We start from the raw sequence: 13,350 nt of genomic DNA on the forward strand, positions 1-13,350 counted from the left end.
ACGTCAGGTCAGTCGATCAGCTTCCAGGTGCCGTTCCGGATCTCGATCATGCGGAAGGCCGAGAGATCGAGGCCCATGTGGTCGGTCGCACTCATGTTCACGACACCGCCCGTGCCGACGAAGCCCCTGGTGGCGCGGATCGCGTCGCGGATGCGCGTGCCGTCGGTCGAATTCGCGCGCTTGATCGCCTCGACCAGGATCATCAGCCCGTCATAGGCGTGGCCGCCGAAGGTGGAGACCGGCTGGTTCTGCGTGCTCTCGTAGAGCTGCTTGTACGCCATCACCACGCGCTTCTGGGGGTCGTTGTCGGGCAGCTGTTCGGCGACGAGGAGCGCGGCGGCAGGCAGGCGCACGCCCTCCGCCGCAGCACCGGCGAGCTCGATGAAGCTGCGGGATGCGACCCCGTGGCTCTGATACAGAGGCACGCCCATGTTGAGCTGGGCGAAGTTGCGGGTGACGATGGCGGGGCCCTGGCCGAAATCGGCGTTGATCACCGCCTGCACGCCGCCCGGCACGTTGCGCATGCGCGTCAGTTGCGGCGTCATGTCGGTATCGCCCGGCCCGTAACGTTCGTCGGCGACGATCTGAATGCCGAACTCGCCGGCGACGCGCAGGCACTGGTTGCGCATCGAGGCGCCGAAGCCGCCCGTGCCGCTGATCAGCCCCACGCGCGTCAGCCCGCGCTTGCGCAGGTCGTCGAAGATCTTCTCGCACGCCATCTTGTCGGTGTGCGGCGTCTTGAAGGTGAAGGGCTTGACGGGCTCGATGATCTCGATGCCGCCCGCGAGGCTGATGAAGGGGATCTTCGCCTCCTCGAACACCGGGATCATCGCCATCGAGGTGCCGGTGGTGGTGCCGCCGACGACGGCGATGACGCGATCGTCCTCGACCAGGCGGGTGGCGAAGGTGCGGGCGCGGTTGGCGTCGCCGCCGTCATCGTAGAGGACGAGCTCGAGCCGCCGCCCCAGCACGCCGCCCGCCTGGTTGATGCGGTCGATGTAGAGCCGGAGCGTGCGCGCCTCGGGGTCGCCGAGGAAGGAAGCCGGGCCGGTGACGGAGAGCACCGAGCCGATGCGGATCGGCGCCTGGGCGTGGCCCGGGGCGGCGAAGGCGAGCATGGCCGCTGCGGCCATTCCGGCGAAGAACTGTCTCCTCTGCATGGTCGTTCTCCCGTATTGGTGGTTGGTGGTTCAGGCCGCCCGCTTGATGGTGACGAAGCGGAAACGGTCGGCGACGAAGGCCGCGTCCGTCAGCGTGGCGTTGCCGGCGGGGTTGAGACCCGAGACGTGCAGGTCGCTGAAGGCCGCGGACTGGTTGACGAACACATCTCCCGTCAGGTTGATGGCAAGCGGCGCGCCGGCGCGGGCGAAGGCCCGTTTCGCGCGCGCGATGAAGCCCTCCTCGGTGGCGTAGAGCGAAGCGGTGATCGCGCCCTTCTCGGCCGCCATGCGGGCGGCGCGGGCGAGCGCCTCCTCGGTGTTGCGGCAGCGGACGAGGAAGGCGATCGGGCCGAAGCGTTCCTCGCCGTAGGCCGCCTCGTTCTCCGCCTCGACCGCGACGAGGAGCGGGGAGGCGGTGCGGGCGTTGCCGGCCTCCGCCAGCGGGGCGGAGTCGCGGACGATGGTGCCGAGGCGTCGGCAATCGGCGATTCGCTCGAGCGTGGCGGGCGAGGCGATGGCGCCGCACACGGCCTGGGCGCGCGCCGGTTCGGCGAGCAGCGCATCGATCGCGGCGGCGATGCCGTGCGCGACCGCGTCGAACGTCTTGTGGCCCTCGTCGGTCGCGATGCCGTCGGCCGGGATGAACAGGTTCTGCGGCGCGGTGCACATCTGCCCCGAATAGAGGGAGAGCGAGAAGGCGAGGTTGGTGCACATGGCGCGGAAATCCTGCGCACCGGCGATCACCACCGGGTTCACGCCCGCGGCTTCGGTGAACAGCCGGGCGTGGCGCACGTTCTGCTCGAGCCAGCGCGCGAAGCCGGGCGAGCCGGTGAAATCCACCGTGGCGATGGCGGGATCGAGCGCGAGACGCTGGGCGATCGGCGCCTCCGGCGTGTCGGGGGCGAGCTGCACGATGTCGGGGTCGAAGCCCGCTTCGCGCAGCACGGCGCGCGCGGTGCGCACGGTGAGCGCGAGCGGCAGGATCGCGTTCGGGTGCGGCTTGACGATCACCGCGTTGCCGACGGCGAGCGAGGCGAAGAGAGCCGGGTAGGCGTTCCAGGTCGGGAAGGTGCCGCAGCCGATGATGAGCGCCACACCGCGCGGCACGGCGAGCCATTCCTTCTCCAGGACGAGCGTGGTCCTGCCGGCGGGCTTCTCCCAGCGCGCCGCGGGGGGCAAGCGGGTGAGCTCGGCCCAAGCCGTGGCCACCGCCTCCAGGCCGCGGTCCTGTGCATGCGGGCCGCCGGCCTGGAAGGCCATCACGAAGGCCTGGCCGGTGGTGTGCATCACCGCGTTGGCGAGGAGGAAGGAGTCGCGATTGAGCCGGGCAAGGATCTCGAGGGCGACGCCGACCCGGGCCTCCCCGCTTGCGTCCGCCCAGGCGTCGGCGGCGCGGCGGGCGGCGGCGATCAGCGCCTCGGGGTCGGGGCGCGGATAGGTGATGCCGAGTTCGAGCCCCCAGGGCGAGACCTCCGCCCCGATCGGCGCACCGTGGCTCGCCTGATCGAGCGGGAAGGGGGTGCCGAGCAGGGCGCGGAAGGCAGCCTCGCCGTCGCCCTTCGCCGTCTCGCCGTAGATCTTGCCGGAGGGGACTTCCGGATAGGCCGACCAGTAGGTGCGGGTGCGGATGGCGTCGAGCGCCCGCTCCAGCGTGGCGCGGTGGCGTTCGAACAGCGCCTCTGCCGTCGTCGGCTGCAGCATGGTTCCGGTTTCCTCCCCCGCCGGCGGTTGACGCCCGGCGTTGTGGTGCGCAATGATTGACCGGCCGGTCGATGAATGCAAGCCTGATTTTGCGCGCGCCGGCAGGCAGCGCGGGTGGGGCCGATGAAGATGAGTCCGATGTCGCGTGCGCCGAAGGGCCGCGCGGATCGGCGGGAGGGAACGGAATGAACGAGCCGGTGGTGCTGGAACGGCTCGGCGCGGTACGCCGGATCACGCTGAACCGGCCCGATCGCCTGAACGCCTTCGATCAGGCGATGCACGCGCGCCTCGCCGCGGCGCTGGACGAGGTGGCGGCGGATCCTTCGGCGCGCGCCCTGCTGGTCGTCGGTGCGGGCCGCGCCTTCTCGGCCGGGCAGGACCTCGAGGCGGTGCAGGACGAGCGCGATCTCGGCGCGGTGCTGGAGCGGCACTGGAACCCGCTCGTCCGGCGCCTCGCCTCGTTCCCGCTGCCAAGCGTCGCCGCGGTGCATGGCGTCGCCGCCGGGGCGGGGCTTGCGGTGGCGCTCGCCTGCGACCTCGTGCTCGCCGCGCGGTCGGCGAAACTGCTGCTCGCCTTCGCGCGCATCGGCCTCGTGCCGGACAGCGGGGCGTCGTGGCAGCTCGCGCGCCTCGTTGGGCCCGCGCGGGCGCGCGGCCTCGCCATGCTGGGCGAGACGCTGAGCGGCGAGCAGGCCGCTTCCTGGGGGCTGGTCTGGCAGGCGGTGGAGGATGCGGCGCTCTCCGACCAGGCGCTTGCGGTGGCGAACCGTTTCGCTGAAGGGCCGATCGCGGCCCTCGTCGCCACCCGCCGGCTGATCGACGAGGCCGCGACCGGGACGCTGATCGAGGCGCTCGCTCGCGAAACGGAGGCGCAGCGCGCCGCCGGGCAGGGGGCGGAGTATGCCGAGGGCCTCGCAGCCTTCCTCGCCAAGCGCACGCCGAACTTCGCAAATCTCTCTCGACACGAAGGAACCCCGGCATGAGCAGCGACACCGCCACCCGTGCCCACCCGGCCGACGTCGCCGCCGCCATGTGGGCGGAAGACAACGCCTCGCGGGGCTTGGGCATGCGGCTTGAGGAAGCCGGCGAAGGGCGCGCCGTGCTGTCGATGCCGGTGACGGAGGCGATGGTGAACGGGCACGGCATCTGCCACGGCGGCTTCATCTTCACCCTCGCCGACAGCGCCTTCGCCTTCGCCTGCAACTGGACGGACGAGCGCACGGTGGCCGCGCACTGCGCCATCACCTATGTCCGCCCGGCCCGCCTCGGCATGCGGCTGACCGCCGAAGCGGTGGAGGTGCTGCGGCAGGGACGGTCGGGCGTGACGGACGTGACGGTGCGCGACGAGACCGGGGCGGTGATCGCGCTGTTCCGCGGCCACTCACGCACCATCGGCGGCAGGATCACCAAGGAAGAAGGGGAAACGTCATGAGCACGCTGAGCGCGAAGCGCGCGGGCCTCGCTCCGCGCCGCGAGGAGCTCGACCCGATCGAGATCGCGAGCCGCGACGAAATCGCGGCGCTGCAGCTCTCCCGCCTGAAGTGGTCGGTGCGCCACGCCTACGACAACGTGCCGCACTGGCGCGCGAAGTGCGAGGCTGCCGGCGTGCATCCGGATGATCTCCGCACGCTCGAGGACCTCGCCAAGTTCCCCTTCACCACCAAGGAGGATCTCCGCGCCACCTATCCCTTCGGCATGTTCGCCGTGCCGCGCGAGAAGGTGATCCGCATCCACGCCTCCTCGGGCACCACGGGCAAGCCCACCGTGGTCGGCTACACGCGGCGCGACATCGAAACCTGGGCGGAGGTGGTCGCCCGCTCGATCCGTGCGGCGGGAGGCCGGCCGGGGATGATGGTGCACGTCGCCTACGGCTACGGCCTGTTCACGGGGGGCCTGGGCGCGCATTACGGCGCGGAACGCCTGGGCTGTACCGTGGTGCCGGTGTCGGGCGGGATGACGGAACGCCAGGTGACGCTGATCGAGGACTTCCGCCCAGACATCATCATGGTCACCCCCTCCTACATGCTCGCGATCCTCGACGAGTTCCGCCGCCAGGGAAAGGACCCGCGCGCGTGTTCGTTGCGTGTGGGCATCTTCGGTGCCGAGCCCTGGACCAACGCCATGCGGGCCGAGATCGAGGAGGCCTTCGACATGCACGCGGTCGACATCTACGGGCTCTCCGAGGTGATCGGGCCGGGTGTCGCCAACGAGTGCGTGGAGACGAAGGACGGGCTGCACATCTGGGAGGACCATTTCTACCCCGAGATCATCGATCCCGCGACCGGCAAAGTCCTGCCCGACGGCGAGAAGGGCGAGCTCGTCTTCACATCGCTGACCAAGGAGGCGATGCCCGTGATCCGCTACCGCACGCGCGACCTCACCCGGCTCCTGCCCGGTACCGCGCGGTCGATGCGGCGGATGGAGAAGATCACCGGCCGGTCCGACGACATGATCATCCTGCGCGGCGTCAACGTCTTCCCCTCGCAGGTCGAGGAGCAGATCCTGCGCGTGGACGGACTTTCCCCCCATTACCGCATCGTGCTCACCCGCGAGGGCAGGCTCGATTCGATGACCGTGGAGGTCGAGGCCCTGCCGGGGACTGGGGAGCGCGCCGCGATGGCGGCGGAACTTGCGCACCACATCAAGAGCGTGATTGGGGTTTCGGCCTCGGTCGCCGTGCTCGACCCCGGTGCGATCGAACGCTCGACCGGCAAGGCGAAGCGGGTGATCGACCGCCGCCCGAAGGAGTGATCGGGGGGCCGAACCGGGTACGGAACGGCCTGATCACGGAACGGACGAGACGAGGAGACACGCCCGCGTGGCCCGCAAGCGCGCACACGACTACGAAGCCAAACGCGACCACCTCCTGCACACCGCCGCCGCGCTGTTCGCCCGCCACGGCTACGACCGCACTTCGCTCGCCATGATCGGCGAGGCGGCCGGGGTGTCGAAAGGCCTTGTGTACCACTACTATGCCGACAAGGACGCGGTGCTGGCCGACATCATCGGCCGGCATCTGCGCGACCTCGTCGCCGTGGTGGAGGAGGTGGGGCGGCGAGATGCGCGTGATCCCGCCACGCGTCTGGCCGACATGGCGGTCGCGCTCCTCGAGGCCTATCGCGATGCCGATGATGAGCACCGCGTACAGGTCGCTCATCTTCGCCTTCTGCCCGAGCAGGCACAGGAAGCGCTGAAGGCCTTGGAGCGCCGTCTCGTCGACCTCTTCGCCGCCGCACTCGCCGAGGCCGAACCCGCGCTCGCCGGCAATCGCAGGCTGCTCAAGCCGCTGACGATGAGCCTGTTCGGCATGTTGAACTGGGCCTTCATGTGGTTTCGCGACGACGGGCCCCTGGCGCGCGCCGAGTATGCGCGGATGTGCGCGCGCATGGTGCTCGCCGGCGCGCGCGACGCCACCGCCGGGAAGGCAGAAGTGCTCGCCGGCGCCCGCTGACGTTTTCCGCCCGCGCCGTTTGTGGCATCCGGCGCGGCATGTCCGAATTCCCCCGCTGGCTCGAGCGTCGGCTCGCCGCCCTGCATGATGGCCCGCCGCGCACCGGCTCCCTGATCATCACCCTGTTCGGCGATGCGGTGGTGCCGCGCGGTGGCGTGCTCGCCGTCGCCACCGTGATCGCGCTGTTCGAGCCGATGGGCATCGGCGGCCCGGTCGTGCGCACCGCCGTCTCGCGCCTCGTCTCGGAAGGGTGGCTGGAGCGGGCGGGCAAGGCGCGCGGCGTCTACCGCCTCACCGCTTCCGCGCGGGCCGAGTTCGCCCGCGCCACGGCCCGCATCTATGGCCCTCCACCGCCCGCCACCGAGGAGATCGCGCTGATCCTCCTGGCCGACGGTGAGGGGCGGGACGAGGCGCGCGCCAAGCTGGCCGACGCCGGCTGGGGCTTCGCGGCACCCGCCGTGGCGGTCGCCCCGGCCGGGCGGGAAATGCCGAACGTGGCGGGAGCGATCCGCCTCATCGCGCGGGCGGAACGGGGGCACGATCTCGTCGCGCTCGCCGCCTCCGCTTGGCCGCTCGAGGCGGTGGCCGCGCGCTACGCCGACTTTCTCGACACCTATACGGAAGCGGCGAAAAGCCTGGCACGGACGAGGCAGCCCGCACCGCTCGTCGCCGCCGTGGCGCGGCTTCTCCTCATCCACGACTTCCGGCGCGCCATCCTGCGCGACCCGCTGCTGCCGCCCGCCTGGCTGCCGCCCGACTGGCCGGGGCTGCGCGCGCGCGGGCTGTGCGCCGCCCTTTATGCCCGCCTGCTGCCGGCCGCCGAGGCGTGGCTCGATGCGCACGGCAGCCGCGGTGACTCACCCCTGCCGCCACCCGACCCCGGCCTTGCGGAACGGTTCGCCGATCTCGGCAGCCCCACCGATATTACGAAACTTGACGGTGCAGTCAGTTTTCCGTAATATCCAAGCCGAGAGACGGGGAGGAACAGCGCCGATGTACACCCAGGCCCTGAACCAGGCCGACACCGGGCCGAAGGTCATCGAGGACGCGGACAAGCTCGCCCGCTTCGAGGCGAAGATCGACGCCGAGGAGCGGATCGAGCCGAACGACTGGATGCCGGAGGCCTATCGCCGCACGCTGGTGCGCCAGATCAGCCAGCACGCGCATTCCGAGATCGTCGGCATGCTGCCCGAGGGCAACTGGATCACCCGCGCGCCCACGCTTCGTCGCAAGGCCGCGCTGATCGCCAAGGTGCAGGACGAGGGCGGGCACGGCCTCTACCTCTATGCCGCTGCCGAAACGCTCGGTGTCAGCCGCGAGGAGCTGATCGATCAGCTGCTCACGGGGCGGGCGAAGTACTCCTCGATCTTCAACTACCCGACCCTCACCTGGGCCGACATCGGCTGCATCGGCTGGTTGGTGGATGGGGCGGCGATCATGAACCAGATCCCGCTCTGCCGCACCTCCTACGGTCCTTACGCGCGGGCGATGATCCGCATCTGCAAGGAGGAGAGCTTCCATCAGCGCCAGGGCTACGAGATCATGCTCGCCCTCTGCCGCGGCAGCGCGGAACAGAAGGCGATGGCGCAGGACGCGCTCGATCGCTGGTGGTGGCCCGCTTTGATGATGTTCGGGCCGCCCGACGCGCAGAGCGTGCACACCGAACAGTCGATGCGCTGGAAGATCAAGCGCTTCACCAACGATCAGCTGCGCCAGCAGTTCGTCGACGCCACCGTGCCGCAGGCGCACTACTTGGGCCTCACCATCCCCGACCCCGACCTCCGCTACGACGCGGCGAGCGGGCACTGGCGCTTCGGTGCGATCGACTGGGAAGAGTTCCGCCAGGTGCTCGCCGGCAACGGGCCGTGCAACCGCGAACGGATGGAAGCCCGCCGCCGCGCGCATGAGGAAGGGGCCTGGGTGCGCGAAGCGGCCCTGGCGCACGCGGCGAAGCGCCGCGCCCGGGCGGCGGCGGCGAAGATCGCCGCCGAATAGCGCGCGGCGCGGGGTGGGGAGGGGCCGATGGGCGAGTGGATGGTGTTCGAGATCGTCATCGCCATGATCGGCCTGATCCTGCTGCACGTGGTGCTGAGCGAGTAGGCTGCAGGGTCGAACGGGCCGGCAACGGACGGCAAGCGGAACGAGCGGCTTCGGCAACGGGAGCAGGGCGGGCCGCACGAAAGAGTGAGGAACGGGAGGAGGGAGGACGGACGATGACGGAACCGAAGATGCCGCTGTGGGAGGTGTTCATCCGCGCGCGTTCTGGGCTTGCGCACCGGCACGTGGGGTCGGTGCACGCGGCGGACGCCGAAATGGCGCTGCAGGCGGCGCGCGACACCTACACGCGCCGCGGCGAGGGCCTCTCCATCTGGGTGGTGCCCTCGGCCGCCATCACCGCCTCCGACCCGGCCGACAAGGACGCCCTGTTCGAACCCACCGCCTCCAAGCCCTACCGGCACCCGACCTTCTACGACATCCCGCCCGAAGTCGGGCATATGTGAGCGGGGAGGGCGCGCCATGACCACCATCGCGGTCGCCGAGACCCCGCTCGTCCTCTCGCTCCTTCGCCTCGCCGACACCGCGCTCGTCCATTCGCATCGGCTCTCCGAATGGTGCGGGCATGCGCCGATGATCGAGGAGGACCTCGCTCTCGCCAACCTCGCCCTCGATCTCCTGGGCCAGGCGCGCGCGCTCTACGCCTACGCCGCCGAGGTCGAGGGGGCGGGCCGGACGGAGGACGATCTCGCCTACCTGCGCGATGCCCCGCAGTACCGCAACGTTCTCATGGCGGAACTGCCGCGCGGGGATTTCGCCTTCACCATCCTACGCGGCTTCCTGCTTTCGGCCTGGGCCCATCCGTTCTGGCAGGCAGCCGCGCGCTCGGCGGATGCGCAGCTCGCCGCCATCGCCGCCAAGGCGGAGAAGGAAGCGGCCTATCACGTGCGTCACACCGGGGAGTGGACGATCCGCCTCGGCGACGGCACGGAGGAGAGCCGGCGGCGGATGCTCACCGCGCTCGAGACGCTCTGGCCCTACACCGGGGAGCTGTTCGAGGCCGACGCGGCGGATCGGGCGATGATCGCGGCCGGAGTGCTGCCCGACCCCGCGACCCTCCGCCCCGCCTGGGAGGCGACGGTGACGCGCGTGTTCGACGAGGCGCTGCTGCCGCGGCCCGCCGACGGCTGGATGCAGACGGGCGGGCGATCGGGGCGGCACACCGAACATCTGGGCCACATGCTGGCGGTGATGCAGCACCTGCAGCGCGCCTACCCCGGCTGCACCTGGTGACGCCCGTGGCGGCGTGGCGAAGGAGGGGATGATGGCAACGATCGCGGAACGGACTGCTCCCGCAACGCTCTCCGCCGACCCCGCGCGCCTGCTCGCGGCCGCCCGCGCCGCCGCCGCTTCGGTCGTCGACCCAGAGATCCCCACCATCTCCATCGCCGATCTCGGCGTGCTGCGCGACGTCCGGCTCGGCGCGGACGGCGTGGTCGAGATCGACATCACCCCCACCTACTCGGGCTGCCCCGCGATGCGGATGATCGCGCTCGAGGTCGAGGCGGCCGTGGAACGCGCGGGGTGCGGCCGACCGCGGGTGAACCTGGTGCTCGCCCCGGCCTGGACGACGGATTGGATCACGCCGGCGGGCCGCGCCGCCCTGCTCGAAGCGGGTATCGCGCCACCCCCACCCGCCGCCTCGCGCCGCGCCCTGTTCGGCGCGGAGGCGCCCGTCGCCTGCCCGCACTGCGGGTCGGCCGAGACGGAGCTGATCTCCGAGTTCGGCTCCACCGCCTGCAAGGCGCTGCGACGCTGCCGCGCCTGCGGCGAGCCGTTCCATGCCTTCAAGTGCCTCTGAGGACGGGGGCTCGGGCCGATACGCGAACGGGACGGAACGAGGGAGGAACGACAGCATGAACGCGGTGACCACGGCGACACGTTTCCGTCCGCTCACCATCGCGCAAATCGAGCGGCTCACCCCCGATGCCGTCGCGCTCACCCTGGTTCCGCCGCCCGGCGGCGAGGAGGCGTTCCGATTCCTGCCCGGCCAGTATCTCACGCTCAGGCGCGAGATCGGGGGCGAGGAGGTGCGTCGTTCCTATTCCATCTGCGCCGGGCTCGACGAAGGGACTCTTCGTGTCGGCATCAAGCGCGTGCCGGGCGGGCGCTTCTCCACGTGGGCGGTGGAGGAGGCGCGCGAGGGCGACGTGATCGAGGCCGCTCCGCCGGAAGGCCGGTTCATCCTCCAGCCCGATCCGGCGGCGGCGCGCAGCGTCGTCGGCATCGCGGCGGGCTCCGGCATCACGCCCATCCTCTCCATCGCGCACACGCTGCTGGCGCGTGAACCCGCCTCCCACTTCGTGCTGCTGTTCGGCAACCGCACCAGCGCCGACATCATGTTCCGCGAGGCGATCGAGGATTTGAAGGACCGCCATCTCGCGCGCTTCACCGTGGTGCACGTGCTCTCGCGCGAGGCCTCGGAGCTCGCCTCCCTGCACGGGCGGCTCGATCGCGACCGTATCGCCGCCCTGCTGCCGGGTCTCGTCGCTCCGGCCGAGATCGACGCCGCCTATCTCTGCGGCCCGGTCGGCTTGCCGGAGGCGGCGGAGCAGGCGCTGACGGGCCTCGGTGTGGCGCGCGAGCGCATCCACGTCGAGCGCTTCACTCCGGCCGATGGGGCGGCGCCGGCGCCGCGGCCCGCCCCCGTCACCGCCGACACGCCGATCATCGCCCGCCTGACCGTCACCGTCGACGGCACGACGCGCGACGTGCCGATGGCGGAAGGCGAGACGGTGCTCGAGGCCGTGCTGCGCGCAGGCATCGATGCGCCGTGGTCCTGCCGCGGCGGCATGTGCTGCTCCTGCCGCGCCCGCCTCACCGAAGGCGAGGTGGCGATGGACCGCAACTGGTCGCTGCAGCCCTGGGAGCTCGAAGCGGGCTTCGTGCTCACCTGCCAGAGCCGGCCGAAGACGGAGCGCCTCGCCGTCGATTACGACGCCGCCTGAGCGTTCGCCGACACCGCCGCGAGACCGTCGGAGCGGCGCAACGAAACGGTCACGCCCGCGTCAAGCGTGTGCAATCGAGCCTCGCTAGGGGTGCCTGCCCGCGCCTTCGCCGCGAAGGCGCGCTCCCTGAACGCGAGGAGAGACCGATGCGTCGTTCCATCTTTGCCGCCCTCCTGCTCGCGGGCACGGTGCTCGCGTGCGGGGCTTTCGCCAACGAGCGGAAACCCGCCGTGCTCGCCGGCCACGCCATCATCCCGGCGATGAGCATGCTCGCCCCGCCGGCCGATGCGCCGCGCGGTGCGTGGATCTCCGGCAAGTTCACCGGCCCCGGCAATGAGCGCAACGAGCGGCCGATGAGCGTGATGGGCAACACGGGGGCGATGCACGGCCACCGCGAGACGGGGATCCGCCTGCCCTTCCTCGGCCAGCCGCTGCAGGGCTTCTCCGGCTTCGCGATGGCGCGGCACGCGGATGGCTCGATCTACGCGCTCGTCGACAACGGGTTCGGCAACAAGCGCAACTCGCCCGACGCGCTGCTCTACTTCACCCGCCTCGCGCCCAACTGGCAGCAGGGTACGGTGGAGGTGCGCGAGGTCGTTTGGCTGCGCGACCCGGACAAGAAGGTGCCGTTCCGAATCGTCAACGAGGACACCGAGGCGCGCTACCTGACGGGTGGGGATTTCGATCCCGAATCGATCCAGGTGGTCGGCGACACGGTGTGGATCGGCGACGAGTTCGGACCCTTCCTGATCTCCGCCACGCTGGATGGGCGCGTCACCGGCGTCTTTCCCACCCTGCGGGGCGGGCGCGAGATCCGCAGCCCCGACCATCCGGCGCTCGTGATCCCCGCCCAGGCCGGGCGTGAGTGGGTGGTGCCGCGCTCGGCGGGCTTCGAGGGTCTGGCGCTCCATCCCGAGACGGGCATGCTGTGGGCGATGATCGAGCGGCCGCTGCTGGCCGAGAACGGTCAGCCTGAGGGCAACTTCGTGCCGGTGCTCGAGTTCGACCCCAAGGCCGGGCGCTGGACGGGGCGCGAGTTCAAGTACCGTCTCGACGAGGGCGCGACCGCGATCGGCGACTTCAACTTCATCGACAACCGCCGGGCTCTCGTGATCGAGCGCGACAACGGCGAGGGCGACCCCTCGCTCGCCTGCGAGAACCCGCGTGAGCCGCGCCGCGACTGCTTCCCGCTGCCCGCGCGCTTCAAGCGCGTGGTGCTGATCGACACGGGCAGCGTCGATGCCGAAGGCTTCGTGCGCAAAGTCGCGCACATCGACCTGATGGACATCGCCGACCCCGAGGGCCTTGCCCGCCTGCCCACCGCGGCGCGGCGCGACCTGCGCGGCAAGTTCACCTTCCCCTTCTTCACCATCGAGAACGTGATGAAGGTTGACGACGCGCACATCCTGGTCGCGGTGGACAACAACCTGCCGTTCTCGTCGGGGCGGGCGCTGGATCGCGCCGCCGACAACGAGTTCATCCTGCTGCGCGTACCGGAGCTGCTCGCCGCGCGCTGAGCGGCGAGCCGCGTTCCTCGTCGTGACGTTCCGGTCCCGGGTGGGTCATCCCCGCCCGGGGCCTCGTTCCATCAGTCTTCAGCGGCGGCAGGAGACGAAGGGTCGATCGGCGGCGAGATCGATCACCACTCCCGCACGCTCGATCGCGATCGGAACGAGTCCTCCCGGCACGCGGCGATAGCGCACGACGTCGCCGACGCGGATCGGCCCATCGGGCGGGTCGGCGGAGCGGATCTCGAAGCGGATCTGATCACCGCGGAGCTGGACTCGGGTTTCGGCGTACGCGATGCGACGGCCGCCTTCGCGCCACTCGAGGCTGCGCTCGCCGATGACGTGGCGCAGCGCGTTCTCGTCGCAAGCCGGATCGGCCGACCAGATGCCGCGCAAGTCGGACGGCGCCTGCGCGGCGAGCGTCGGCGGAAACGCAAGCAGGGCGAACAGGACGGGCGCCGCAAGGCGAAGGCTCTGGACCATGGGGGCTCCTCGGCCGTGCGGGCGAAGAGGCGGCGCACGGCAGG

Annotated in this window: 14 protein-coding genes; 11 read left to right on the top strand and 3 right to left on the bottom strand. The window is 71.0% G+C overall.

The annotated features are described in order from the left end of the window. Positions 1-8: 8 nt before the first annotated feature. Together DWB05_RS02310 and paaN are read right to left on the bottom strand one after the other, a co-directional pair. Positions 9-1,160: an ABC transporter substrate-binding protein gene (locus DWB05_RS02310; protein ID WP_114374651.1), complete on the bottom strand. Its 1,152-nt coding sequence runs from the start codon at positions 1,158-1,160 to the stop codon at positions 9-11. A gap of 30 nt (positions 1,161-1,190) precedes the next feature. After that, positions 1,191-2,861 carry a phenylacetic acid degradation protein PaaN gene (paaN, locus tag DWB05_RS02315; RefSeq protein WP_114374654.1) on the bottom strand — a complete coding sequence of 557 codons (1,671 nt, stop codon included), beginning with the start codon at positions 2,859-2,861 and terminating at the stop codon, positions 1,191-1,193. A 185-nt stretch (positions 2,862-3,046) separates the two neighbouring features. Here paaN and DWB05_RS02320 point away from each other — a divergent pair, with 185 nt between their 5' ends. The 11 genes from DWB05_RS02320 (at position 3,047) to DWB05_RS02370 (ending at position 12,832) form a co-directional block, all read left to right on the top strand. Then, complete coding sequence (locus DWB05_RS02320) at positions 3,047-3,844, top strand: enoyl-CoA hydratase-related protein (RefSeq protein WP_114374657.1); 798 nt, start codon at positions 3,047-3,049, stop codon at positions 3,842-3,844. Next, complete coding sequence (gene paaI / locus DWB05_RS02325; RefSeq protein WP_198669031.1) at positions 3,841-4,293, top strand: hydroxyphenylacetyl-CoA thioesterase PaaI; 453 nt, start codon at positions 3,841-3,843, stop codon at positions 4,291-4,293. Before DWB05_RS02320 ends, paaI begins: the two co-directional genes overlap by 4 nt. Further along, the gene (gene paaK / locus DWB05_RS02330) at positions 4,290-5,612 is read left to right on the top strand and encodes a phenylacetate--CoA ligase PaaK (protein WP_114374659.1); all 1,323 of its coding nucleotides are present in this window, start codon (positions 4,290-4,292) and stop codon (positions 5,610-5,612) included. The genes paaI and paaK overlap by 4 nt, the downstream gene beginning before the upstream one ends. A gap of 67 nt (positions 5,613-5,679) precedes the next feature. Continuing rightward, positions 5,680-6,312: a TetR/AcrR family transcriptional regulator gene (locus tag DWB05_RS02335; protein ID WP_114374661.1), complete on the top strand. Its 633-nt coding sequence runs from the start codon at positions 5,680-5,682 to the stop codon at positions 6,310-6,312. Between the two features lie 38 nt (positions 6,313-6,350). Next, entirely contained in the window at positions 6,351-7,271 is a 921-nt protein-coding gene (locus DWB05_RS02340) for a PaaX family transcriptional regulator C-terminal domain-containing protein (protein ID WP_114374663.1), read from the top strand. A gap of 34 nt (positions 7,272-7,305) precedes the next feature. Continuing rightward, a complete protein-coding gene (paaA, locus tag DWB05_RS02345) occupies positions 7,306-8,307 on the top strand; it encodes a 1,2-phenylacetyl-CoA epoxidase subunit PaaA (protein WP_114374665.1) in 1,002 nt (333 codons plus the stop codon). Positions 8,308-8,525: 218 nt separating this feature from the next. Beyond that, positions 8,526-8,813, top strand: a complete 288-nt coding sequence (gene paaB / locus DWB05_RS02350) for a 1,2-phenylacetyl-CoA epoxidase subunit PaaB (RefSeq protein ID WP_114374667.1) — start codon at positions 8,526-8,528, stop codon at positions 8,811-8,813. A 16-nt stretch (positions 8,814-8,829) separates the two neighbouring features. After that, positions 8,830-9,600, top strand: a complete 771-nt coding sequence (gene paaC, locus DWB05_RS02355) for a 1,2-phenylacetyl-CoA epoxidase subunit PaaC (protein WP_114374669.1) — start codon at positions 8,830-8,832, stop codon at positions 9,598-9,600. A 31-nt stretch (positions 9,601-9,631) separates the two neighbouring features. Then, positions 9,632-10,168: a 1,2-phenylacetyl-CoA epoxidase subunit PaaD gene (gene paaD, locus DWB05_RS02360; RefSeq protein WP_114376501.1), complete on the top strand. Its 537-nt coding sequence runs from the start codon at positions 9,632-9,634 to the stop codon at positions 10,166-10,168. 55 nt (positions 10,169-10,223) lie between these two features. Beyond that, positions 10,224-11,315, top strand: a complete 1,092-nt coding sequence (locus tag DWB05_RS02365; RefSeq protein ID WP_114374671.1) for a 2Fe-2S iron-sulfur cluster-binding protein — start codon at positions 10,224-10,226, stop codon at positions 11,313-11,315. Between the two features lie 146 nt (positions 11,316-11,461). Further along, complete coding sequence (locus DWB05_RS02370; RefSeq protein WP_114374673.1) at positions 11,462-12,832, top strand: esterase-like activity of phytase family protein; 1,371 nt, start codon at positions 11,462-11,464, stop codon at positions 12,830-12,832. 78 nt (positions 12,833-12,910) lie between these two features. On the opposite strand, the gene DWB05_RS02375 is transcribed toward DWB05_RS02370, so the two are convergent. Then, positions 12,911-13,306: a hypothetical protein gene (locus DWB05_RS02375; RefSeq protein ID WP_232818358.1), complete on the bottom strand. Its 396-nt coding sequence runs from the start codon at positions 13,304-13,306 to the stop codon at positions 12,911-12,913. Positions 13,307-13,350: the final 44 nt, after the last annotated feature.

It is taken from the genome of Elioraea thermophila (ex Habib et al. 2022) (assembly GCF_003336755.1).
Lineage (GTDB): Bacteria > Pseudomonadota > Alphaproteobacteria > Acetobacterales > Acetobacteraceae > Elioraea > Elioraea thermophila.